The 25,852-nt window shown below is 37.1% G+C and carries 22 protein-coding genes and 1 riboswitch; of the genes, 7 read left to right on the forward strand and 15 right to left on the reverse strand.

Annotation, left to right across the window (positions count from 1 at the left end; translation table 11 throughout):
• Positions 1-394: 394 nt before the first annotated feature.
• From QRN68_RS07390 to QRN68_RS07400, 3 genes are all read right to left on the reverse strand, one after another.
• Positions 395-712, reverse strand: a complete 318-nt coding sequence (locus QRN68_RS07390; protein ID WP_285396125.1) for an NAD synthetase — start codon at positions 710-712, stop codon at positions 395-397.
• Between the two features lie 315 nt (positions 713-1,027).
• Positions 1,028-1,852 carry an ammonia-dependent NAD(+) synthetase gene (gene nadE, locus QRN68_RS07395; protein WP_285396126.1) on the reverse strand — a complete coding sequence of 275 codons (825 nt, stop codon included), beginning with the start codon at positions 1,850-1,852 and terminating at the stop codon, positions 1,028-1,030.
• Positions 1,853-1,873: 21 nt separating this feature from the next.
• Positions 1,874-3,334, reverse strand: a complete 1,461-nt coding sequence (locus QRN68_RS07400) for a nicotinate phosphoribosyltransferase (protein ID WP_285396127.1) — start codon at positions 3,332-3,334, stop codon at positions 1,874-1,876.
• A 314-nt stretch (positions 3,335-3,648) separates the two neighbouring features.
• Here QRN68_RS07400 and QRN68_RS07405 point away from each other — a divergent pair, with 314 nt between their 5' ends.
• Positions 3,649-3,990 (forward strand): P-II family nitrogen regulator, encoded by a 342-nt coding sequence (locus QRN68_RS07405; RefSeq protein WP_068986411.1) that lies wholly within the window; start codon positions 3,649-3,651, stop codon positions 3,988-3,990.
• A 14-nt stretch (positions 3,991-4,004) separates the two neighbouring features.
• Positions 4,005-5,300, forward strand: a complete 1,296-nt coding sequence (locus QRN68_RS07410) for an ammonium transporter (protein WP_285396128.1) — start codon at positions 4,005-4,007, stop codon at positions 5,298-5,300.
• 80 nt (positions 5,301-5,380) lie between these two features.
• Here QRN68_RS07410 and QRN68_RS07415 read toward each other — a convergent pair whose 3' ends face one another.
• Positions 5,381-5,881, reverse strand: coding sequence for a methylated-DNA--[protein]-cysteine S-methyltransferase (locus tag QRN68_RS07415; protein WP_285396129.1), 501 nt, complete (start codon positions 5,879-5,881; stop codon positions 5,381-5,383).
• A 109-nt stretch (positions 5,882-5,990) separates the two neighbouring features.
• On the opposite strand from QRN68_RS07415, the gene QRN68_RS07420 reads away from it, so the two are divergent.
• From QRN68_RS07420 to QRN68_RS07430, 3 genes are all read left to right on the forward strand, one after another.
• Positions 5,991-6,722: an ABC transporter ATP-binding protein gene (locus QRN68_RS07420; protein WP_285396130.1), complete on the forward strand. Its 732-nt coding sequence runs from the start codon at positions 5,991-5,993 to the stop codon at positions 6,720-6,722.
• The gene (locus QRN68_RS07425; RefSeq protein WP_285396131.1) at positions 6,719-7,471 is read left to right on the forward strand and encodes an ABC transporter permease; all 753 of its coding nucleotides are present in this window, start codon (positions 6,719-6,721) and stop codon (positions 7,469-7,471) included. Before QRN68_RS07420 ends, QRN68_RS07425 begins: the two co-directional genes overlap by 4 nt.
• Before the next feature lie 74 nt (positions 7,472-7,545).
• Positions 7,546-8,520 (forward strand): proline dehydrogenase family protein, encoded by a 975-nt coding sequence (locus QRN68_RS07430; protein ID WP_285396132.1) that lies wholly within the window; start codon positions 7,546-7,548, stop codon positions 8,518-8,520.
• 313 nt (positions 8,521-8,833) lie between these two features.
• Here QRN68_RS07430 and QRN68_RS07435 read toward each other — a convergent pair whose 3' ends face one another.
• The 11 genes from QRN68_RS07435 to QRN68_RS07485 form a co-directional block, all read right to left on the reverse strand.
• A complete protein-coding gene (locus QRN68_RS07435; protein ID WP_285396133.1) occupies positions 8,834-9,388 on the reverse strand; it encodes a methyltransferase in 555 nt (184 codons plus the stop codon).
• Between the two features lie 189 nt (positions 9,389-9,577).
• Entirely contained in the window at positions 9,578-10,189 is a 612-nt protein-coding gene (locus tag QRN68_RS07440) for a response regulator transcription factor (protein ID WP_285396134.1), read from the reverse strand.
• A gap of 16 nt (positions 10,190-10,205) precedes the next feature.
• On the reverse strand, positions 10,206-11,354 hold the full coding sequence (locus QRN68_RS07445) for a sensor histidine kinase (RefSeq protein WP_481817438.1): 1,149 nt from the start codon (positions 11,352-11,354) through the stop codon (positions 10,206-10,208).
• A 183-nt stretch (positions 11,355-11,537) separates the two neighbouring features.
• The gene (desA, locus tag QRN68_RS07450; RefSeq protein WP_285396135.1) at positions 11,538-12,569 is read right to left on the reverse strand and encodes a Delta(5) desaturase DesA; all 1,032 of its coding nucleotides are present in this window, start codon (positions 12,567-12,569) and stop codon (positions 11,538-11,540) included.
• 110 nt (positions 12,570-12,679) lie between these two features.
• Positions 12,680-13,180 (reverse strand): GNAT family N-acetyltransferase, encoded by a 501-nt coding sequence (locus QRN68_RS07455; RefSeq protein WP_285396136.1) that lies wholly within the window; start codon positions 13,178-13,180, stop codon positions 12,680-12,682.
• Positions 13,181-13,336: 156 nt separating this feature from the next.
• Positions 13,337-16,768, reverse strand: a complete 3,432-nt coding sequence (metH, locus tag QRN68_RS07460) for a methionine synthase (RefSeq protein ID WP_285396137.1) — start codon at positions 16,766-16,768, stop codon at positions 13,337-13,339.
• Positions 16,761-18,608 (reverse strand): bifunctional homocysteine S-methyltransferase/methylenetetrahydrofolate reductase, encoded by a 1,848-nt coding sequence (locus QRN68_RS07465; protein WP_285396138.1) that lies wholly within the window; start codon positions 18,606-18,608, stop codon positions 16,761-16,763. Before QRN68_RS07465 ends, metH begins: the two co-directional genes overlap by 8 nt.
• 86 nt (positions 18,609-18,694) lie before the next feature.
• Positions 18,695-18,794: riboswitch (SAM riboswitch) on the reverse strand.
• 126 nt (positions 18,795-18,920) lie between these two features.
• Positions 18,921-20,309 carry a protoporphyrinogen oxidase gene (locus QRN68_RS07470; RefSeq protein ID WP_285396139.1) on the reverse strand — a complete coding sequence of 463 codons (1,389 nt, stop codon included), beginning with the start codon at positions 20,307-20,309 and terminating at the stop codon, positions 18,921-18,923.
• Positions 20,310-20,492: 183 nt separating this feature from the next.
• Entirely contained in the window at positions 20,493-21,782 is a 1,290-nt protein-coding gene (locus tag QRN68_RS07475) for a globin-coupled sensor protein (RefSeq protein ID WP_285396140.1), read from the reverse strand.
• A gap of 728 nt (positions 21,783-22,510) precedes the next feature.
• Positions 22,511-23,797, reverse strand: coding sequence for an SEL1-like repeat protein (locus QRN68_RS07480; RefSeq protein WP_285396141.1), 1,287 nt, complete (start codon positions 23,795-23,797; stop codon positions 22,511-22,513).
• Between the two features lie 57 nt (positions 23,798-23,854).
• Positions 23,855-24,871 carry a YdcF family protein gene (locus QRN68_RS07485; RefSeq protein ID WP_285396142.1) on the reverse strand — a complete coding sequence of 339 codons (1,017 nt, stop codon included), beginning with the start codon at positions 24,869-24,871 and terminating at the stop codon, positions 23,855-23,857.
• 184 nt (positions 24,872-25,055) lie between these two features.
• Here QRN68_RS07485 and QRN68_RS07490 point away from each other — a divergent pair, with 184 nt between their 5' ends.
• Positions 25,056-25,517, forward strand: coding sequence for a large conductance mechanosensitive channel protein MscL (locus QRN68_RS07490; protein ID WP_285396143.1), 462 nt, complete (start codon positions 25,056-25,058; stop codon positions 25,515-25,517).
• Complete coding sequence (locus tag QRN68_RS07495) at positions 25,505-25,792, forward strand: DUF2653 family protein (RefSeq protein WP_285396144.1); 288 nt, start codon at positions 25,505-25,507, stop codon at positions 25,790-25,792. The genes QRN68_RS07490 and QRN68_RS07495 overlap by 13 nt, the downstream gene beginning before the upstream one ends.
• Positions 25,793-25,852: the final 60 nt, after the last annotated feature.

The raw sequence follows: 25,852 nt of genomic DNA on the forward strand, positions 1-25,852 counted from the left end.
TTTTCTGTTACTACTAACTACTTTACACACAAGTTGTGAAATAAGTTAAAAATTACTGTGAAGGATTGGAAAAATTATCTTGAATATTCATTGAACATCTTGACTTCAAATATTTTGAATAAAGGATATTAAATTTCCATTTTTGATAGTCAATAGCCTCTTCAGCAAAACGTGTGGTTGATTTCCATTCCGACTGGGCGCTTTCCTGGGGGGCGTCCATTCTCCACTACAATCAACTAAAATATAGCGCATATGTTTTTAAAAATGTCATCCACAACTTTTGGTGATGACCAGTCAATAGGATTATTCTTCTTTTCTAACTTCCAGTAAACTTTCCCCAAATGAAAAAACTCTCTACATCAAGAAAGATGTAAAGAGTTCCATTCACGATCAGTTATATTGAAGAGCGGTAACTATTGAGAAGCTTCTTTTGCTTGCTGACACGACTTAGCTTAACGGCCGTTTCATTTAATTCATTGCGTATTTGTAAATCGTATGCACCGTCCAAATAACTAGCCTCTATTTTATTGGAGCGTTGTTGAAATTGTTTAGGGTTGCTAGTTTTCTTCTTATCTTTATTATTTTTCATACTATTTTTAAACTGTTGTTTCGGATTTTGCCCGAAATTGTGGCTTATATCCCCTGCATGTAAATACTGTTGCTCTTTACGAAATGTACTACTTGTCGTCGCACTTACTCTAGAAGTCCTCATAAATAATTACCCTCCTTTACTTTTTATCAACTCTATAGGTATTTATATCGACATTATATGCTTAAACTTAATAATACAGAACCAACTTACATAAAAAAAGGAGAAAAGAGCTATTTTCAAAAGTGGGGTTAATCACTTTTTCTCATAACTCTTTTCCTGAATATTGCCTATTTTCATAATATGGGGTTGATTTTCGTTCCGACTAAAGGCAGGGTCTCAGCTGTAACGCTGATTCCCAAGGAGTCGCCAAGTCGGAACGAAGATCCACTCTTAACAAATCATCTCCAACTATTGGTGATGAGCCTCAAATGTATATCACTTCCAAAAATCATCAAATATTGTAATTGGCATATGACGTTTATGTTGAGAACGTAAATAATGTCCTTCTAATGTTTTACGAGCTTCCTCAGGGATCTCCTTCCCTTCTAAATAATCATCAATCTGATCATATGTCAGACCAAGTGCTGCTTCGTCTGGTAAAGAAGGGCGATTTTCCTCTAAATCTGCAGTTGGTACCTTTAAATAAAGATGCTCTGGGCAATTAAGTGCAGTTAATATTTGTTTACCCTGACGCTTGTTGAGACGGAAGATTGGCATTAAATCCGCGCCACCATCCCCAAACTTAGTGTAAAAACCTGTAATAGCCTCTGCAGCGTGATCTGTCCCAAGCACAACAGCATTATTCATAGCAGCAATAGAATACTGCACCTTCATTCGCTCACGTGCCTTTTCATTCCCTTTTACAAAATCACTTAGTTCAATTCCTGCATTAGCTAATGCTTGTACACTAGCATCGACGGCATTTTTAATATTTACTGTGAAGGTTTTCGTAGGTTTTATATAATCAATCGCATCCTGACAGTCCTTTTCATCAGCCTGCACACCATATGGTAAGCGGACAGCCCAAAATGAATATTTTACTTCTCCCGCCTCGGCATTTAACTCATCAACTGCGAGCTGTGTTAGCTTTCCAGTTAATGTGGAATCTTGTCCACCTGATATCCCAAGAATAAATCCTTTTACAAAGCTGTTACGCTGAGCATATTCCTTTAAAAAATCAATGGATTTGCGAATTTCTTCCTGAACATCGATCGTAGGTAATACACGTAATTCCTTAATGATTTCTTGCTGTAATGTCATTTCACCTTCACTCCTTACGTTTTACAATCGATTAACCATTTCACGAGCTTCTTCAATATTGCGCATTTTATTATCCCAGCATTTTTGGCTTAAATCGACTGGGTATTCCTCAGGATTCATGGCACGTTTATATTCATCCCATAACAACTCCAAATTTTCAGCTGCATAGTCACGCATTTCTTCTAAAGTAGGATTTTGATAATTAATTTCGCCATTTTTAATGACTTGTTGTTGTAAATTCTTCGCTTCAAAGTTCGTTACAAATTTTGATACGAATGTATGAACTGGATGGAACATTTTAATGCGCTCCTCTGATTGAGGATTTTCATCTTGCATCGTAATGTAATCTCCCTCTGCCTTACCATTCTTTCTATCAATAATGCGATAGACATTTTTAAGACCTGGCGTCGTTACCTTTTCAGCATTCGCAGAAATTTTAATCGTATCCTCTAATTGCCCTTCATTATTTTCAATAGCGACCATTTTATAAACAGCCCCTAAAGCAGGCTGGTCGTAAGCTGTAATAAGCTTTGTGCCGATTCCCCACACATCGACTTTTGCACCTTGAGCTTTCAAGTTTAAGATTGTATATTCATCTAAATCATTCGATACGATAATTTTAGCGTTTTGGAATCCTGCCTCATCTAACATACGACGAGCTTCTTTTGACAAGAAAGCTACATCCCCACTATCTAAACGAATTCCTATAAAATTAATTTTGTCACCAAGCTCTTTAGCCACTTTGATCGCTGTTGGCACACCTGATTTTAACGTATTGTAAGTATCCACAAGGAACACGCAATCACGATGACGTTTTGCATAGGCATGAAATGCATCATAATCATTTTTATAGGCCTGTACAAGTGCATGTGCATGAGTACCCGACACTGGTATATTAAAGAGTTTACCTGCTCGAACGTTACTAGTTGAAGCAAATCCACCTATAAACGCTGCACGTGTTCCCCAAATGGCCGCATCCATCTCTTGAGCGCGTCGTGTACCGAACTCCATCGCCACCTCATTTTTTATAATTTGTTTAATGCGGCTAGCCTTTGTCGCAATTAAAGTTTGGTAGTTCACAATGTTAAGTAATGCTGTTTCAATTAGCTGTGCTTCTACTAATGGTGCTTCAATGCGGACAATTGGTTCATTAGCGAAAACAAGCTCACCTTCCGCCATAGAATACATATCCCCTGTAAACCGAATATTTTTTAAATACTCGATAAAATCCTCTTTATAACCAACTACTTCACGCAAATACGCAATATCCGAATCACTGAAGCGAAAATCACGTAAATACTCAAGCATTCTCTCTAACCCCGCAAAAATAGCATAACCATTGCCAAAAGGTAATTTTCTAAAATATAATTCGAAAATTGCTTTTCTATTATGTATACCATCAGCCCAATACGACTCTGCCATATTGATTTGGTATAAGTCCGTGTGTAGCGCTAAGCTATCATCTGCATAGTTTGATCTCACAAGAAACCCCTTCTTCCGCTTTGATAATTAGTCCTAGTATACACTATATACCCAAATTCTTGCGTTTGAACATTCTCCTGTATTCATGTTAGATTTCCTCACACGAATAATCAGAAAATTTCGAACTGTACACATTTTAGACACATTTTTTAGTACCGCTTTCATTCCTTTTATAAAAACCTTTTTAGCAAACTATTACGAAACGCGAAATATACGGTGTAACAAAACATAACATGCATTACAAAAAAATAATTGCACTGTTTTTGATGCCGTTTTAACATGTAAATTAAAATTACGACAAGGAGCTGGTAGTGATGAAGAAAATAGAAGCAATCATTCGTCCCGAAGTTTTCGGCGCTGTTAGGGACGGACTGGCACAGGAAGGAATTGCAGGACTAAGTGTTTCTGAAATTGCTGGCTGCGGAAAGCAATTAGGCCGGACTGGGTTATTTCGTGGAAATACCTATGAAATTGAATTTTTACCGAAGTTGAAACTAGAAATGATTGTGGATGACGAAAAAGTAGATCCAATTGTAGAAGTTTTATTACGTGATGCAGCAACCGGCAAAGTTGGTGACGGTAAAATCTTTATTTATCCAGTAGAACAAGCAATTCGTATCCGCACAAAAGAAGTCGGATCGATTGCAGTAGAATAAAGGGGGCGATATATATGGATGAAGCAATATTATCTGTAAATTTAGTTTGGATGATGCTCGGTACAATTTTAGTATTCTTTATGCATGCAGGATTTGCGATGGTTGAGGCTGGCTTTACGCGTTCAAAAAACGCAGTCAATATTATTATGAAAAACTTCCTTACGATTTCACTTGGCGGTATCGTCTATTTTCTATGTGGTTACGCTATTATGTTCGGTGATACAGTTGGCGGTTTCTTCGGTACAAGTGGCTTCGCTTTAACAGGTGTAGATGATCTTTCCTTCTTTATCTTCCAAACAATGTTTGCAGCAACTGGAGCAACAATTTTATCTGGAGCAGTGGCAGAACGTACGAATATCTTTGCTTATATCGGCGTTATTATTCTCATGTCATCTCTTGTTTATCCTGTTGTTGGTCATTGGGTTTGGAGTGGCCAAGGTTGGTTAACAGATCTTGGCTTTGTTGACTTCGCTGGATCTACTGCTGTTCACTTATCAGGTGCAGTTGCGGCATTTATAGCAGCGATTATGGTCGGCCCCCGTCTTGGTAAATATGAAAATGGTCGTGTTAACGTTATTACAGGACATAGCATTCCACTAGGAGCTCTAGGCGTATTTTTACTTTGGTTTGGTTGGTTCGGCTTCAATGGTGCCTCTACATTAGCTGCTGATCCTAAACTTGTTCCTATCGTCATCGCAAATACATTTTTCGCAGCGGCTGCTGGAGTTGTCGCTACTGCCTTTTATACACAGTTTCGATATGGTCATATCGATGGCTCACTAACATTAAACGGTGCTTTAGCAGGGCTCGTAGCTATTACTGCTGGTGCTGCGAATGTTAGTATTATCGGTTCAATCATTATCGGCATGATTGCCGCTCCATTATTAGTTGAGGGCGTCCGCTTTATTGAATGGAAATTAAAAATTGATGATCCTGTTGGAGCAATTGCTGTGCATGGTATCTGTGGTGCTTGGGGTACCCTTGCAGTTGCCTTGTTTGATATTGGTGGTCAAGGATTATTTTATGGAGGAGGCTTTGGCCTATTAGGTGTGCAAGCAATTGGGGTTATCGCTACAATTGCCTGGGTTAGCGTTTCAGTAACAGCTGGTTTATTTATAATAAAAGCATTTGTGCCATTACGAGTTTCCACTGAGGAAGAAATCGCTGGCTTAGACGTCATCGAGCACGGCGCCCCTGCTTATGAATTTCAGGATATTTTCAAAGGCTCTGCCGTTCGAGGAGAGACATTTGCTCAGCGTCTAACTCATTTCGGTAAAACACACACTAAGGTCCAAGAAGAACATGTATAGTGCTCATTGAGCTTTTATTCCTTTGCAACGAAGAACAAGAATCTGCACGCGCCTTAAGCAGCATATGCAGATTCTTCTTTTTACGCTCTCTCTAACGCAAGTAAAAATTCTTTCATAGCTAGTCCACTACGAAAACCTGTTAGCTTACCATCTTTACCAATCACACGATGACATGGAATTATCGCTAATATTGGATTGGCACCGATCGCACTGCCTACAGCTCTTACTGCTTTCGGATTACCGATGCGATGCGCAATATTTGAGTACGTTGTAGTTGTACCATATGGTAGCACCTTCAACGCATCCCATACCGCTAATTGAAACGGCGTCCCTTTTACATGTATCGGTAAATCAAATTCGGTAAGCGCTCCATTTAAATACGCTGTTAATTGTTTAATATACGGCTGTAACTTTGCTTTATGTTCTTCAAAGCGATAACCTTTAAATGGCTTTTTCGCCCACTCTTCTACCTCTTCAAACGGTGCATTTGGTGTTCCAATGTATACAAGCCCTTCATCTGAGGCAACGATATACATATCGCCTTGTGCATATGTTAGTGTATCTACATATAATATGTCCATTTCCCTGTTCCCCCACATTCCATCATTATCATTAACGCTAAATAGCTGTAGCTCCCCTTTATTTCATGCTACAGTAATTTTACCTACTAGTACAAAGGAGTTCAACTATATGAATACGTTATTCGAACCTGCTATTCACCTTCAACAGGTCAGCTTTTCAGCAAATGACAAGACGATATTAAAATCGATTACAGGGTCATTCCCTAAAGGAAAAATCACAACTTTAGTTGGTCCTTCAGGCGCTGGTAAAACAACTCTGCTTAAATTGTGTAATGGACTATTATCATCTACAGATGGTCAAATATTAATTGACAATCAAGACATTTCTACATATGAGCCAACTGCTTTAAGACAACATGTAGGGATCGCTCTTCAAGCAGCACCTATGATTGCTGGGACTGTGTTTGAAAATCTGGCACTTCCTCGTTCGTTACAAGAAAAAGGCCTAACAGAGCAAGAAGCCATCCAATATTTACAAGATGTTGGACTCGATCAAAGCTTTTTACAACGTCCTACGAATAAATTATCTGGAGGCCAACGACAAAAAGTCTCTATTGCAAGAACACTTATTAATCAATCCTCCATTTTATTGTTAGACGAAATCACCTCTGCACTAGACCGTCAATCTGTTCAGGAAATTGAGACACTTATTGCTACAATCAATAAAAAATACAATGTCACAATAATTTGGATAACTCATAATTTACAGCAAGCATTAACAATCGGACACTATACATGGGTCATGATGGACGGGGAGCTTATTGAAACAGGAAAAAGCTCCTTACTTAACGCACCTAAAAATCCACGTGTGGCTGAATTTGTACAAGGGGTGAATGCATGACATATACTACAGTTTCCTTAACATTAATTTTTGTTTTAATCCCTCTACTACTGTCAAAAACCTTAAAGCTAGGACTTGAAAAAGATACAATCATTGCAACATTGCGCTCTATTATTCAACTCCTTGCAGTAGGATATATTTTAAAATTTGTTTTTGAGGCTCAAAGCTATCTTTATATTTTCCTCATGGTTGCGTTAATGATTTTAGTAGCAACATTAAATGCTCGTAAAAAAGGGGCAGGTATTAAAGGAATTACTTGGAAAATAGCGCTAACTCTTATTGTGATAGAAGTTGTTACCCAAGGTGTTTTGCTCGGTTTCAATATTGTACCAGCAACTGCACAATATATTATTCCAATTAGTGGTATGATGATTGGTAACGCAATGGTATTGTCTATTTTATTTTTAAATCGTTTTACAGCAGAAATTACAAGTCATCATAATGAAATAGAGTTAATTTTATCGCTTGGAGGCACACCGAAACAAGCCATTCATAGACAGCTAATCAATGCTGTCAAAGCGAGTATGATTCCTACGATTGAGAGCCAAAAAACCATTGGTCTCGTTCAATTGCCGGGTATGATGAGCGGTCAAATAATTGGTGGTGCAGACCCTATCCAAGCGGTGCAGTTTCAGCTATTAATCATTTTTGCCCTTCTAACTACCGCTACATTATCGAGCATAATGATAGGTTTTTTAAGCTATCCTGCACTTTTTAACGAACGCATGCAAATACTTGAAATGAAATAATGTTCTGACGAAATCAATATTATATTATCTAAATTATGTTATACTAAAAAGAAAATGCAGTGAGGAGAATGACCATGTTATTACGCGATTTTTTCATCCACTTATCTGAAAACCAACTATTAAATAGTACTGCAAAAAAATACGGCCTAAAATTAGGAGCACAAAATGTAGTAGCTGGTACAAATATTGAAGAAACAATTGCAAGCATCAAAGAACTTAATGCACTTAATATCTCTTGCACAGTAGATAATTTAGGGGAATTTGTTTCAACTGAAGAAGAAGCAATCAAAGCTAAAGAACAAATCCTTGCTGTTATTGAAGCTATTCATGAAAACAGTGCTAATGCACATATTTCGTTAAAGCCATCTCAATTAGGTTTAGATATTGATGTTGATTTTTGCTACGACAATTTATATGAGATTGTAGAAAAAGCAGCAGCATATGATATATTTGTTAACTTTGACATGGAAGACTACGGTCGTTTACAAACATCTTTTGATATGGTTGAAGAACTATCTAAAACATTTAATAATGTAGGTACTGTTATCCAATCTTACTTTTACCGCGCAAAAGACGATATCGAAAAATTCAAAGACTATCGCCTACGTATCGTAAAAGGTGCTTATAAAGAGCCTGTAGAAGTTGCTTTCCAAGATAAATTAGATATCGATTTAAACTTTATTGAGTTAATCGAATATCATTTACTAAACGGTAAATTTACGTCCATCGCAACACATGACCATAATGTAATTGCACACGTAAAACGCTTTGTAGCTGACAATAATATTCCACTCGATAAATTCGAGTTCCAAATGCTTTACGGCTTCCGTACAGACATGCAGAAAGAGCTTGCTAAAGAAGGCTATAATTTCTGTGTATATGTACCATTCGGTGAAGATTGGTATGGCTACTTTATGCGCCGTTTAGCAGAGCGTCCTCAAAATATTAATCTTGTGACAAAGCAAGTATTTACGAAAAAAACGAACACAGTCCTTGCCGTAGCAGCAGGTGCATTCGTTCTTGGACGTTTAACAAAACGCAAAAAATAAAGTTTAAATATATAAAGAAGCCAGAAGCTTAATCAAATAAGCTTCTGGCTTTCGTTTTGGCTATTTAAAAGGGCTATACGGTCAAAATAACTCGTTACAATCCCTCTAACTAAAGTCGCTCTAATACTTACTTTCCATAGGGCAAATACAAAACCGCTTTCCTCACTGCGTTCTGTGTTTAGAGCAGTAACACTCCCTCCTCAAAATTCTGTGAAAGCAGTGAATGCAGGCTGTAGGTTAACTGTCCGAAAATGCCTGATTGGTGAAGATTGATATCAGCAGGAAGGAAGCCTCCTATGATTAAAGTTTCACTTTATTCAACATGTAAAGCAATAGCTGAAACAATTGCTTCTGCTGCGTACTCCCATTTACCATCAATATAGCTTCCTAGTTTTTGCCCAATCTCTTGTATCATTTCTAGAGTAATTGGTATATCATTTTTTTCTGCTAATGCAGCAATAAATGGAGCTGATAAACTTGTCCATCCACCTCGATCAATTTTGGTCTCCACTTTTTTTACTTCTCCATTTTCTATTTCAATAAGGTAGTATAGCTGGTCATCTGGACGCCAACTTAAATGATGTGAGATCTGACCATTCACTACTGTTAGTTCATTTTTTTTCGTAATAGAAGCTGGTTTTACATTAAATTCATGACCTAGTACATTTAATTTTTTAATTTCAGGGCCTACTAATGCTGCCTGAACAGCTTTGTCCATACTATTTTGTAAAGGGATAGATGTCTCTGTCTCAACTACTGGATCAACCATATCGTCACTTGCAGCAAAAACAGCTGAAGGATATACGCTAGTCAAGGCAAATGTTGTTGCTAATAATGCTGTTGAAGTAACTTTCGTGATTTTTTTCATAATTTCTACCACCCTTACCATTAAAATGTTTTGAAGTTTACTAAATTTTATCATTAATAGGTAAAATGTACAATATCTATTTGGTTTTATTTACGACAAAAGGCATTGAATAGTTTAAATTCAATGCCTTTTGTCTAACTTTTACCCTTACCCCTCTTAGGAGTAAGGGTATTATTTTTTCTTAGATTCTTACTTATTCCACCCTTTTTCCTTAAAACGTGCAATAGCTTCAATACGATTTCCAACATTTAATTTTTCTAAAATAGTTGAAATATAGTTGCGGACAGTCCCTGCTGATAAAAATAATTCGGCAGCAATTTCTTTTGTTGTCTTCCCCTCTGCAACAAGTGTCAGCACCTGACTCTCACGTTCCGTTAAAGGATTTTCACTATCATCCTCATAGACAAAATCAACGAGTTCAGGCGCATAAATTCTTTTGCCATCCATAATCGTGCGAATGGCACTTACCAATTCTTCTATCGGACTATCCTTTAATAGGTAGCCTCGAACGCTAGCCTTTCTTGCACGCTCAAAATAACCCGGCCTTGCAAATGTCGTTAATATAATTACTTTACAACCGGACCCAGAGTTATGTAGCTCCTCGGCAGCATCCAAGCCTGTTTTCAATGGCATTTCAATATCCATAATACAAATATCAGGCTGATGCTCTTCTACAAGCGCCAATGCTTCCTCACCATTTTTTGCTAAGCCGACGACCTCCATATCATCCTCCATACTTAGCAAAGAACGAAGTGCGCCTAATAACATACCCTGATCTTCAGCAATTACAATTCGTATCATGTCACAATCCTCTTTTCTATATGTTCTTCAGATTTTCTTTGACCTTCTGATGCGTAATCGCCACTGGAATCGACACTGTTAATGTAGTACCCTCTTCACTTTCGATTTTAAAGGAACCGTTTATAAACTCTAAGCGTTCACGCATTCCCTTCAATCCGTTACCAGTCTTCCAAGCTTGTTTTTTCGTGATTCCATGTCCATTATCACGAACTACTAAATATACTTCCTTAAAATTTTGATGGAAGGCTATTTCGCATTTTGTAGCACCACTATGCTTAACGACATTATTAACTGCCTCTTTTAAGCACATGGATAATACATTTTCTACAAGTGGTGGAACTTGCAGTTTATCTTTATCTCCATCAAATACGAATTCCATTTCGGCCGCCTTTAATATTTGAGAAATACGCATAAGCTCATCCTCAAATCTAGCTGTTCGCATATCTGATACTAATTCACGCACCTCTTTTAATGCGATACTCGCCGTTTGACGAATATCCTTAATCTCTGTTAGAGCCTGCTGTGGATTACGTTCAATTAATCTTGAAGCCAAGTCACTTTTCAAGCCTATCATCGATAATTTTTGACCGAGAGTATCATGTAAGTCACGAGCAATACGTTGTCTTTCCTCAAAAACAATTAACTCAGCTATTCGTTCATTAGCCGTTTCAAGCTGCCCCTCTAAATTTTCACGTTTATTTTTTGAATAAATCGTTAGTGGCATAAGCACCACCACTAAAATCGTTAAAACAACAAATGGTAGTTGTGATAAAAATAATTGTAGCTCAACAAAGAAGCCAACACCTGTTGAAATAACCGTAAAACCAATATGTAATCCATATATAATATAGAAGCCTACAGGTTTACGAATATTCCCAATGAAGAAAGCTGTAAAAATTGATAAATACACATAGCCATATAATATGGTCATAGCGATATTTATAACCATCCCAAAGCTAATCCACATATAAACAAGACCGCTTTTCGAATTCATGGAAAACCGATAAAAAATAAAATAGAGCATTAAGAATGTAATACCTATTGATATTTCTACATAGGATGATTTTCTAAAAATAAAGAAAAACGGTAGGAAACAAAAAATAATCCATAAATATATACTGAGCATTGGACTATTCGGAACAATACTATGCCATTTCCTCAACATAATCTCACGCTCTTTCCTACTTTTCCCTCATTATAACAAGAAAATTAATTTTATGCCCAAACATGGTTTTAAGCGTGGCAGCCGTTCAATGGCATTTTGCCATAGTAATTGCTTCATCTGCCATATACAACTCATTTATGTAAAACAGCCATCCCTTAGAAGAGATGGCTGAAAATTTTTTTACTAAGCAGCAAAACTGCCACTTGCTTTTCGTTTGATTATTTCATTAATGTCTTTAAAGGATACAAACTTACCTTGATCTTCATCATATAACTTGAAGCGTAATGATTCTAAGCTTTTACGTAACGTAATAGTCGTTGCAGTGTGTAATGGCGGTATTTCATTATGCGCCTGTTCAAGATTATAGTTCGGTACACGTGGAGATAGATGATGTACATGGTGGAAGCCAATATTGCCTGTCATCCATTGTAATAGCTTTGGTAATTTATAATACGAGCTACCTTCAACAGCAGCCTTTACATAATCCCACTCTGATTCATGCTCAAAATAAGAATCTTCATACGTATGTTGGATAAAGAATAACCAAATGCCAAGAGAAGCAGCAACATACAATGTTACACCGTGCACTAATAAGAATGTTTGCCATCCCATAAAGTAAATTAACGCAACACAAATTCCCGTGATGACTACATTTGTTAAATAAGTGTTAAAACGTTCTTTCTGTTTTGCGTCATTACGATTACGACGGTTTAAAATTAACACCATAAATAGTGGTCCTAAGCCAAACATTACGAATGGATTACGGTAAAAACGATACCATAAACGTTGCCCTTTAGATGCTTGTAAAAACTCTTCCACTGTCATCAAATCAATATCACCAATACCACGCTTATCTAAGTTCGAGCTAGTTGCGTGGTGAATTGTATGCTCACGCTTCCATTTTTCATATGGGAATGATGTTAACACCCCAGTTACAAAACCAACCCAGTCGTTTGCTTTTTTATTTTTGAAAAATGAACCGTGTGTACAATCATGGAAAATAATAAATGTTCTTACGACAAAACCAGCAGAAATTATACTTAAACCAACTGATAACCATGGTGAAATATCTACTAACATATATCCAGCTACCCAAAGAGCGATTAACGGTACAATTGTATTGACCATTTGAAAAATACTTTTAGCTGTATCAGATTTCGCAAATGGCGCTACATCTTGGCGCAGCTTTTTTGTTTTTTCTTTATCTGTTGCCATCGTCTTACTCCCTCGTTTCCGTTTTCTTATGACCTCATCATAAAACATGAGTATAAACTAGCAACAGATGCAAACATCATAAAAAGGATATGACATTTGTCATATCCTCTCTACACTTTTGGTCCAGTTAAATGCAACTGATAGAACACAAGGTCTAGCCACTGTCCAAATTTATAGCCTGCATTTTTAATAGTCCCTGCATATTCAAAGCCTAATTTTTCATGTGCTTTAATGCTGCCAATGTTTTCACCATCAATGCCCGCTACTAGTGTCTTCACACCTTGCTCTTCTGCAATTCGAATAAGTTCATGCATTAACTTTGTAGCAATCCCCTTTTGATAATGATCTTTATGCACATATACTGAGTGCTCCATTGTGTGTTTATAGCCAGGATATGGACGGAACTGACTATATGTTGCAAAGCCAGCTACGGTGCCGTTTTCGTCAAAGACAAGTAGAGGATTGCTAGCTTTTCCCTGCTCCTTGAACCACTGCTTTTTTTCTTCTAACGACTGTGTTTCATATCGATAAACGGCTTTGCTTGTTAAAATAATGTCATTGTAGATGGTTAAGACCTCGGGCAAATCTTTCTCTTCCATTAATCGAATCATCATACTCACATCCTTACTTAAAGTGCACTATAATAAATTAGCACTCTGCCTTTCTTTTCCATAGGTTGTAGCCACAATTTAGTAGAAGTTTCAGACAGAGCGCTAAATCTCTTTCATAATCATCCCACTTTCGGTGATGAACCACTTTTTTCAACTTTACACATTAAAATACCGAGCATCTGGATGGGCAAAGACAATCGCTGAAACAGAAGCTTCAGGCTCCATCATAAAGCCTTCCGTTAAATGCACACCAATGTCTTCTGGTTTTAATAAGCCAAACAGTTTCTCTTGATCCTCTAAGTTCGGACATGCCGGATAGCCGAATGAGAAGCGCTGTCCTTGATATTTTGCCGCGAAACGATCACGCATTGTAAAGTCTGTCGCATCTGGGAAGCCCCACTGATCTCGAATTTCTTGATGCATACGCTCCGCAAAGCCTTCCGCAAGCTCAAGTGCTGTAGATTGTAATGCATGACTTTCAAGGAATTTCCCTGCCTCTTTTAGCTGATGAGCCTTTGCCATGACACCTTGTCCTGCTGTTACGACCATTAAGGCAATATAGTCCATTTCACCACTTTCAACTGTTTTCAGGAAATCTGCGAGACATAAAAACGGTTCAACCTGCTGACGTGGGAAGGTAAAACGTTCAATTTCCGTTTTACTATCTGCTGTTTCATACACGACTACATCATCTCCATCTGCTTGTGCAGGGAAAAATTGATACATACCTGATGGCTTCAATAGATCACTTTGTAAATAATCGTCAACTAAGTCTTTTAATTCTGTTGCTCTTGCATCGCCAGCATCAAGCAATTGCTGTACTTGCCCCTTTAAACCTAGGTGATGTCCAAGTAATGTCCGCATATTAACATATGGATATAAATGCGAAACAGCATATTCTCTCTTTACATGGCGTCGCAAATCAGCTGGAAGAAAGACAGGCGCTTCTTTTACCATACGTGTAGGCTTTACAGTTACTTCTTTTGCAGGGCGAGCCGCTCTTTTTTCGTCTGCCTCTAAGCGTTTTTTCCGTGATTCCTCAATTTCAACTAAGAAATCTGCACGTGTATCTGTCCCCATTAGTCGATTCGCCTGCTCTAAACCTTGCATCGCATCCTTTGAATAAATGACAGGTCCATTATATTCGCCGGCGATTTTCGTTTCAGTAAAGCGACGAGATAATGCAGCCCCTCCTACTAAAATTGGTACGTCAATACCCGCTTCCTTGAAATCCTGAGCTGTAATAACCATCTGTTGTGCTGATTTTACAAGTAAGCCAGAAAGTCCAATGAAGTCTGGCTTTTCCTTACGAATTGCTTCAATTAATTGGGTAGGTGTTACTTTAATGCCAAGATCAACAACCTTATAGCCATTATTACTTAAAATAATATCGACTAGGTTTTTCCCAATATCATGCACATCGCCTTTTACAGTAGCAAGTACCATTTTACCCTTACCAGCACTCTCTTCATCTTTCTCCATAAATTGCTCTAAATGTGCTACTGCTGCCTTCATAACACCCGCTGATTGCAATACTTCCGCTACAATCAGCTGATTATCGTTAAATAACCGTCCAACCTCCGCCATTCCTTCCATTAATGGCCCATTAATAATATCAAGCGGGGCTTCAAATATTTCACGAGCAGCATCCAAATCCTCAATAAGACCTTCCTTTGTACCTTCTAAAATATAGTAAGCTAAGCGACCTTCTACTGTTTTCGGAATATCTTCCTCTGTTTTTTCTTTCTTTTTATCACGATAGAAATCCGTAAAAACAGCTAATGTTTCATCATTTGTATGGAAGAGTAAATTATTGGCTAACTTAATTTCCTCTTCAGGAATAGATGCATAACGTTCTAGCTTCTCCGTATTCACAATTGCATAATCTAAACCAGCCTGTGTACAGTGATATAAATACACGGCATTCAATACTTCACGACCTACAGGCGGTAATCCGAACGAAATATTACTTACACCAAGCACCGTTAATGTACGTGGCATTTTTTCTTTAATAAGGCGAATTCCTTCCACTGTTTCAAGTGCTGAGCCAATATACTGTTCATCTCCCGTACCTACAGGGAACATTAGTGGGTCAAAGATAATATCTTCAGGCGCGATACCCCACTTTTCTGTTAACAATTTATAGGAACGCTCAGCAATCTCTAACTTACGGTGTCGATCAACCGCCATACCTTGCTCATCAATTGTACCCACTACTAAAGAGCCACCATATTTTTTCACTAGCGGTAAAACTGCGTCAAAACGCTCCTCGCCATCCTCTAAGTTAATTGAATTAATGATAGCTTTCCCTTGAGAAAATTTAAGTGCTTCCTCAATTACTTTTTCATCTGTTGAGTCAATAACAAGAGGTACTTTTACTTTTTTTACAACCTCCTGCATAAAACCTTGCATATCAGCTAATTCATCGCGGTCAGGATTCGCTAAACAAATATCAATAACATGTGCTCCATTTTTCACTTGGGCACGCGCGATTTCGGCTGCTTCCTCAAACTTTCCGTCAATAATTAAATTTTTAAACTTACGAGAGCCAATTACATTTGTACGTTCCCCAATAAATAATGGACGCATGGAATCGTCATACACTAATGGCTCGATACCTGATACTACATGGCCATGAGTTGCAGCTGGTAACTGATGAGGCTTTTCGTTCTTTAGCACCTCTCGAATTGCTGCAATATGTGCTGGCGTTGTGCCACAACAGCCTCCGACAATATTCAGCCAGCCCTTTTCGGCAAAACCTTTTAACTTCTGTGATAATGATTCAGGCGACTCATGGTAGCATCCTTCCTCGTCAGGTAAACCTGCATTCGGATAACAGCTAATATAGCCTGTTGAAAGCTCTGCAAGTGAACGAATATGATCCGTCATAAACTCTGGTCCCGTCGCACAGTTTAAGCCAACTGATAACGGTTTAATATGCTCAATGGAAATGTAAAAAGCATCGATTGTTTGACCAGCAAGTGTCGTACCCATCGGTTCAATTGTTCCCGATATCATCACAGGGAGCTCTTTTCCAGTTGCTTCAAAAGCACGAGATACTCCTAGGGTTCCCGCCTTAACATTCAACATATCCTGACTTGTTTCTAGCAACAGAACGTCCGCTCCAGCTTCGATTAATGCCTTTGCCTGTACATAAAAGTTTTCCTCTAACTCATCAAATGTAATACCACCAGTTACCGACAAGGTTTTTGTAGTTGGTCCCATAGCCCCTGCTACAAAACGTGGCCAATCGGATGTTGAAAACTCATCTACTACTTTACGTGCAATTTCCACAGCACGTTTATTGATCTCTTCTGCCTTCACACCAAGATCATATTCATTTAATACAAGTGGTGTACCGCCAAATGTATTTGTACAAATAATATCTGCTCCAGCCTCTAAATATTTCCTATGAACTTTTTCTAGCACATCTGGTCTAGTTAGCACAAGATTTTCATTACAGCCATCGTATTCCTCGCCGCCAAAATCCTCTGCTACTAAATTTTCATTTTGTAGCATTGTACCCATTGCGCCATCAAGAATTAAAATTCGTTTCTCTAGTTGCTCTTCAATCAAGTGCTTAGCCATTTATACTTACCCCTTTTTTCTGTTCATCCAATTGCTTAATAAATTTCATCAACTCTAGTGTCATATCATAGCGTAAAAATGGTGTGATCAGGTAAATACCATTGAAATATTGCGCTGCTACTTCCACTAATTCCTTGGCAATTGCAATCCCTTCTAGTGTTGCGCGTTCCTTATCTTCACCACAAGCCTTCATACGAGCTAGCGCATCATCAGATAGTTTGATGCCTGGTACTTCATGATGTAAGAACTCCGCACTTTTATAGCTCGTTACTGGCATAATACCTATATATATAGGTGTTTCTAAATGCTTTGTCGCCTCGTAAATTTCCACAATTTTTTCCTTTGTATAAACAGGCTGCGAAATAAAATAATCTGCCCCATGTTCAATTTTCTTTTCTAATCGAGATACAGCGCGATCCAGCACACGTACATTAGGGTTAAACGCTGCCGCTACAGAGAAATTCGCCTTTTTACGAAGTGGTTTTCCTGAGAACGATACACCTTCATTTAACTGTTTTATTAATTGGATTAGTTCCATTGAAGATACGTCATAAACGCTAGTCGCACCTGGGAAATCACCTACCTTTGTTGGATCTCCAGTAACCGCTAAAATATCATGAATCCCTAGAGCATTTAATCCCATTAAATGTGATTGAAGACCAATTAAATTACGATCTCGGCAAGTTATATGTGTCAACGGTCGTACCCCATGTGCTTCTTTCAGTAAGGCACCCATTGCAATATTACTAATCCTTGGTGATGCCAGTGAATTATCAGCCATCATGACTACATCTGCGCCAGCCTCATATAATTTTTCAGCGCCTTCAATAAAGCCTTCAATTTCTAAATGCCTTGGTGTATCTAACTCCACTATAACTGAGCGTTCACGTTTTGCTTTTACATGTAATGGCTCATAATTTGGTGGCTCTGCCTCACGTAAAACCTCAACTTTTTCTGGCTTCGCGTACTTTTCCTCTACTGGAGATAGCTCCTCTAAGTACTTTTTCACTGCAGCAATATGCTTTGGTGTCGTACCACAGCAGCCACCGATTAAACGCACCCCCTGATCACGAAGTGCTACAGCTGCTCGCCCAAAATAATCTGCCTCTGATTCATAAACGACACGGCCATCCTCTAAATCAAGTAGCGATGCATTCGGATACGCTGACATAAATGCTTTTTCAGGAAGCTCTACACCTTCAAATGCTTGAATAGTATGGTGTGGACCTAAGCGACAGTTAACACCTACGATATCAGCACCTAGCGCTTCAAGTTCATGTAAAGCGTTATTTAAACTCATTCCATTTTGCAAAACTCCTGGTTCATGCATAGAAACTTGAGCAATAATCGGTAATTTTGTTTTAGCTCGTAGCATTGTTAAAGTTGCTGCCAGCTCTTCAAAATCATAATATGTTTCAAGTAAAAGACCATCTGGATTTCCTGCAAGTAGAACCGTTGCTTGCTCTTCAACCGTTGCTAAAATTTCCTCTAATGTTGCATCACTCTTTCGAATACCACGGATTCCTCCAATAGTACCCAAAACAAATTGTCCACCATCTGCTGCCGCTCGTTTAGCAATCGTAATAGCGGCTTCATTAAACTGCTGCACTCGTGATTCTAATCCATAGCGGGCTAATTTTATGGCATTAGCTCCGTATGTGTTCGTTTGAATAATATCGGCTCCAGCTGCTATATATTCTCTATGAATCTTTTCAATTAATTCCGGTCTCTGAACATTCATTTCCTCATGGCAGTACTCCAAGCCATAGCCATATAAAAGCGTACCAATTGCACCATCTGCTGTAAGAACATTCGTTTTTAACTTTTCAAGCAATCCCATAAAACTAGCCTCTCTTCCCTTATCTCTAAAATAAAAAAGCCTTCTTTCAAAAAAAGAAGGCTTTTACGTTTCGTAATTGTTTTTCCTTCTCATCTTCGACACATAGGTCTTCTGGATTTAGCACCTGACAAAAAGTTGGTTGCTGAAGCTTCATAGGGCCAGTCCCTCAGCTTCTCTTGATAAGAATGTATTATGAATTTTTTAAATAATTAAAAGAATCATATCGTTTACGAACGATTGAGTCAAGACTATTTCACTGAACAAAAGATATTTTCTACTAAAAAAACATTATATTTTGATTTTATTAAGCAATTACAATAGTTTTTCAGCAAGTTCCTCGCCAATTTTTTTCCCGTTTTGAATACAAGCACCTATGCCTACTCCAAAATAAGAACATCCCGCTATTGATAGATTTGGATAGTTGTTCTCAAGCTCTCGCACTAGACCTTGCAACGCTTCACGATGTGCCAAATCATACTTCGGCATTTGGTCAATCCATTTTGTTACATCGACAACAGTTGGTTTTTCCTCAATGCCTAAGCTTTTTCTTACATCCTCTAGAGCAACAGCTGCTAACTCTTCATCTGTCATCATACGCAATCTCTCATACGCAGGGTTAATGCTTTTATAAAAAAGTCGCACAAGTAATTTTCCTTCTGCAGAAGTGTGTTTCCACTTGCGACTTGTCCACGTTGCTGCATTACATATAACATCAGAATTATGCGAAACAATATAACCTGTTCCATCTGCTGGTAATCTATGGTCAGGTACATCAAATCCTAAGTAAATCGTAATGGCTGATGCAGTATTGAATTGTTCAAAATAGCCGTTCAATGATTCATCTTGCAACAAGTTTTGTACTGAGTCATTAGGAAGTGCCAAAACAATATGATCTGCTTCAATCAATTTATCGTTTGCTAATGTAACCGAGTATTGATTCTCCTGCTTTTTAACACTTGTCGTAGCAATTCCTTTAATAATTTCTACATCCGTTAATGTTTCTTCAAGTCGATCAATTAATGACGATAAACCATTTTTAAATGAAATAAATTTTTTATTTGCGGCTTTCGCAAACTGCTCTCTGTTTGCATCGAAACCTTTAATAATACTACCGTATTCATTTTTATAATCGATTAAATACGGTAAAGTGGAAGCAATAGAAAGTTGATTTAAATCTCCCGAATATACACCTGCAAGTACTGGTGCTATTTGGTTTTGAACAAGCTCCTCACCTAAATAATATGTTAAAAATTCCCCAATAGAGCTTTCCTTTGTAAATCTTTCATTTGGCATTGTTAAATCATTTAATGCTACCTTTTTCCCCTCTTCTGATACAAGCGTGCTTTCCTCAAGAGATTGTAAGCTCATTGGAATACCGAACGTTGAGTCAGCTGGGATGGCATGAAGCTCATTGTTTGTGTAAATATATGAAATACCTGTTTCGTTGTACACAAGATTTTGTTCAAAATGAAGTTCCTCTACTAACTCCATGACACCTTTATGACGCGCTACAATAGAATCTGCTCCTGTTTCCATAATGAAGCCTTGTTCATATGCAGAGTGAAGTTTGCCACCAAGGTATGTATTTTTTTCAACAAGTACAAGCTTAACATCTACGTTTTTCTCCCGAACCTGACGTTGCAAATAATGCATTGTACACAATCCTGTAATTCCGCCACCTAATACAACAACTGTTTTCATATTAAACCGCCCCTATTTTTAGTTCTTTATTTAGTATAAACTTTTTTTCTTAAAAATTATGCTAAACCCTTTACAAATTTAGCAAAAATGGAGCTACCCAGCGTACTGGATAGCCCCATTCTTTTTCTATTAACCTTAGCCCTAAAGTGTGCGGTGCCGTTATGTTCTTTGGCATTTTCTTAATTAATTTAAATTCTGTGTAATATTCGCTAATTTTTCAGCAGAACTTGTTACCTCACCAAAGGCAATCCCTAATTCATTGAGAATTTCCGCTATCGCTAGAACCTCTTTTTCCATACAATCATTTTGTTCTTTAGCTTCTGTCATAGAATCTAATATTTTGGTGAATTGTCCTTCTGTTTGTGCCATATTTTCTTCACCAGATCCGACTTCTTCCTGAATATTACTAAGCGAATGAACAAGTTTATCTGTCCGCTCATTCGTTTTATGTAGTAACGTCGCTACCGATGTGACAGAATCCTTTGTTTGAATCGATAGTTTTCTCACTTCATCCGCAACAACACTAAAGCCTTTACCCGCTTCTCCAGCACGAGCCGCTTCTATAGCTGCGTTTAAAGCTAACAAATTTGTTTGGTTTGCAATGTTCGTGACAACATTCATGATGGATTCCATTTCCTTTGACATTTCGGTCAACTGTTCAATATTTTCTGTTATATCATTAAGTGAATGAATAATATTACTCATATTGTGTGATTGACTTTTTAATTGTTCACGACCTTCTAATGCATGATTCTCCGCCATCGCCGACACTTGAAGGGATTTTTTTGCTAATTGTTTAATCTCAACTGATTGTCTACTTAAGCGCTGAAATGAATTATTTGTTTCCTGAGATATTGTGGCAAGACCTTCAGAAGACTCTACTATTTTCTTCTCTAGCGCTTCTTTTTTTCGTTCCATATCTTCCTTAAGCTGTTCAACAGTATTCTCAAATGCTTCTAAAACCAACTGTTGCTCAAAATTAGAGATTTTTGAAATGGCTCGAATTGTATTGAACTGGTCCTTTGGATGATTAATATATTGCTCAACCAAGTCAATAAATGATACCGACAAATCTTGAAAAGCACAAATATACCATTGTGTTCTAAGTCCAATATGTACATGTACCTTTGCAATTTTAATGCGTCTCAGATAAAACTCTTCATCGATTGAACCATTAAACATTTCGATAATATGACGACGTAGTGTGACTTTCAGTTTTTCTACAGAACTATGTCTATTAATTATATTTACTAAGTCACGTTCAGTTCCAATCATTGAGTAAAACCTGTCAACAATATCATCAATATTATCCACAACAAATGGTTGAAAGGCTTTTAAATATTGTAAATCCTGCTTTGTTAAATTTAGCATTTCTATTTGCTTTATCATTGACTGGCGATTTGGTACATCCATTTTTACAATGTATTGTTGCAAATCTAACGCCGTTGTCTTTCTCTGTTTTTGAAAAATCACACATTTTCCCTCTTTCATATCGTGTACTTTTGCAAAGCTGAGAAAAATCCAATTCCGTTCACCAAAAATATAAGAAATCAAGATTTTAATTAACTATTTTTAGACTGATCACCATAACGTGTGGGCGCTTTCATGGGGGCGGCCACAACTTTTGGTGATGAGCTTATTTTTATCCATTTTATTAATTAGAAGACGCGGATTTCCACTACGGGCTAAGCATAAATAAGCAAAATATCATAGAAAATCCTTTGATTGATCCATAATAACCCTTATTTTCTTAATCAATATACCTGATAATAAAGTACCATCATTTCAGATAACATTACAAAAAATTGGTATAAATAAATAACATTATAATTAGCTATAGCTACTACACTCTTTCAAAATCACTCATTTACCTTATACATTTTATAAATAGCTGTCAATTTTAAGGCATACATTTATTACCATTAACTATATAAAAAGTCCCTATTACCTAACTTATTGTTCAAAGCAGTAAAAAAGCTACCACAATACTTTTCGGTAGCTAATTTTTATCATCTTTTGTTTTTTATACTTATTTTTTCTTGTTTTTGTTTATGGTAATTACATCTTCATTATATTAATATTTTTACAATGAACTTATACAAGTAATATATACCTAAAACAGAGATCAAAACAAATTCGTAAGAACTATCGAAAAAACACAATAATCGAATCTAAATACCTACTATTTTTTAATAAAAAATTTACATTTCTTTTAATCCTTGCAGTAAAATAGCTGCCTCCTCAATACCTGCATCTGCCGCAAGTCCATACCACTTTATAGCCTCTTTAATATTTCTAGTTATTCCGTCCCCTTTATTGTAAATATGTCCTAGTTGTAATTTAGCTTGAGCATCGCCTTGAAGAGCAGCCTGTTTAAACCAATGAATTCCCTTTTCAATATTGCGAATACCAGTTAATCCTTGGCTCCAAATAAAGCCCAAATCATAAAAAGCGTCTACATGATATTGCTCCGCAGCTCTTTCATACCAATATAGTCCACGGTTTGCATCTTTAGCTTGCCTTAAACGCCCCTCTAAATAGATTCCTCCCAACCTATATTGTGCTTCAACATAGCCTGCTTCAGCAGATTTCTTATAGCAGATAAATGCTTGCTCTTCATCAATGTCAACACCTAGTCCCTGCTCGTAAATTATTCCGAGCGTAAACATTGCCTCTGCAACACCTTTTTTCGCGGCGAAGTCGAACCATTTTTTCGCAAGTACCATATTCTCTTGTACACCTTCACCGTTAAAGTACATATCTGCTAAGTTATTCGCTGCATCTGGATGGCCCTGTTTTGCCGCAGCCTCATACAATGTAAAAGCCTGATTATAGTTTTCTTGCACACCTATACCTTCAAAATAAAAATTACCAAGTGCATATTGTGCGTCAGCATTCCCCTGTGATGCTGCTAACTCAAACCACTTAATTGATTTTTCAGGTTGAAAATATTTGCCATCAATTACACTATAATATTCTCCAAGCTGAAATTGTGCATCTGCATCCTGCTCCTCGATGGCATCTTTATATAAATCAATTATTTCCTCATGATCTAGATCTTCTTCATCAAATGCATTTACCTGCTCATCTTGGTGAATAAAATACCATTCCAATATATCAAGTACATCATCAACAACTTCAACGCAATTAGCTAACTTCTCCAATGAAGAAATCTGCCAAATAAATATATAAATAGGGAGTGGAATTGCTTCACGCAGTAAATCATCATATTCAGCTAAAAGTGTCAATACATTCTCCTGTACTGACTGCGTCTGCTCTGGATGTATAATTTGTAAATGTCTTTGTTGATTTTTTTTCAAAAGTCCTCGCACAACTTGATACAATATTTTGTGCAAGGCTGTTAATTGCACTTCTTCTACCATTATCAAATTAATATTTTGTGCAAACCATGTATCTTGTGTTTGCGTGAGCTTTTGTAGGGATTTAATTCGCTCGTTATTTTGTTTTGCTAAAATTTGCCCATACATTAGATTCCCCCCTTGCATTGCCTTAGCATTATTATATGGAAGACAGTTCAAAATTGGTTACACATATGCTCTCAATATTAAGCCGATGAACAATGTGATGATTAAAAAGACAGTGACATGAATCCATTTATACATTTCTAATAAACCGATAAATTCGCGAGTAAAGGCATTTGGTACATAATAAAAGGCTGTCTTTGAACCAACACCTTGTGCATCTATCTTCGCCTTTTTGGCATAAATACTTGCACGAAAAACATGAAAATTATTCGTCACAAATAAGGATCGATATTTTTTTCCTCGAGCATGTTTATCCATAATTTCTTTAGAGAATGCCAGATTCTGTTCAGTATTTGTCGATTGATCTTCCATTAATACTTTTTGAGTTGGTAGTTGATGTACATCAACTATATATTTTTTCATCGCATATGCTTCTGATACGTTTTCATCGCTTCCCTGACCACCTGAGACGATAATATAAGGTCGCTCACCATATTTTTTATATTGCTTGACCGCCTCGTCTAAACGACTAGCTAAAAGCGGCGGTACTTTATCACCAATTAGCCCTGATCCTAATGCAATAATATAGTTTGGCTCATAGAAAATAGGTGTAAAATGGTATAGAGTCGCATAAGCCATTGTACTTGTGTATAAAAACATTGTATAACCAAAAACCAAAAACGCATAGAAGAAAAGAATATGCCAAAATTCATGTTCGATATTCGTAAAAATAACAAATACATACCAAATCATCATGATAAAAAAACTTAAGCCGAATACAGCTAACAATAAATTACGAACTTTACGTCCTTCTTTTTCAAGTAAAACTTTACTATTAAAAAAAGTAGCTATCGATAAAATAAACATCATACTAGGGAAAGTTCCAAGTATAATGACTATTCCCATTTTCGACATAATCCCCTGCTCATTTGGCAGCAATACAGGATAATGGGTAATTATTGTACTCAAAATATCCAACCCTAAAAAACCTAGAACTACTGCATTGAAGAAACGTCTTTTTTCCGTTATATATAACAATAAAAAAATTGCACTTAATAGCACTATTGTTGTATTCAACGTCTCACACCTTTCTTTTTATAGCATTTTTACACTCTTTCCTATCGACACTTCTTGTTCAAATTTGTCGAAATACCTAATTTAATGGAAGCGATTATTTTATTTTTCGGGATAGTTCATGTAAGATTATTATTAAGAACTAGTTTATGACAAATTTAAAAATTATATTGGAGGAAAGTAAGTAATGAAAAAAATTCTTGCCGCACTTTTTGCAGCTTCACTTATGTTTGCGTCTGTAGGTGCAACCTTGTTCATTTCTGATACACCAACTGCAGAAGCGAAATCCTACAAATCGGGTAAAAAAAGCTATTCGAACAATAACAATAGCTCTAATTTCCAAAAATCTCAGGATAAATCTAAAGACCAAAATAATGTAACAACAAATAAAAATACAAACAAAACAGGTTCAACAGCTAAGAAAGGCGGCTTCTTCTCTGGCGGCCTTATGAAAGGCTTAATGGTTGGTGGTTTAGCTGGCTTATTATTCGGAGGTCTTTTCAGTGGCATGGGTATGCTTGGTAATATTTTAGGCTTAATCGTTAACTTTGCAGCCATTGCTATTATCGTAATGCTAGTTGTAAAAATTATTAATATGTTTAAAGATAAAAAACGTAAAGAGGAAGCACAATCACAATGGCACAAGTAATTAATGAGCAAGATATTATAAATGCAATTTGCTTATCTCAGGCCTACTATAAAAACGTTCGCCCAGAAGATGTGCTTGTAGAGCTAACATACGATGATGACACAGGCTTTGGTGCAGAAGTTGAAGTTAATGGACAAATTGAGATATTCAATACAGCAGCCATGATTGGCGCACTACGTGTATGGATTAAAGATGTCCTACACAGTGATCCATTTTCAACTGGCATTGAACTTGTCCTAGACGATGAGGAAGGCATTATTGCCAGACTATCGTAAATAAGTAAAGAATGAGGCTGGGACAAAACTAGCTGATATTAAAGAAAAAAGAGAAATCGA

Origin of the sequence: Lysinibacillus sp. fls2-241-R2A-57 (genome assembly GCF_030209535.1) — a bacterium.
Taxonomy (GTDB): Bacteria; Bacillota; Bacilli; order Bacillales_A; family Planococcaceae; genus Lysinibacillus.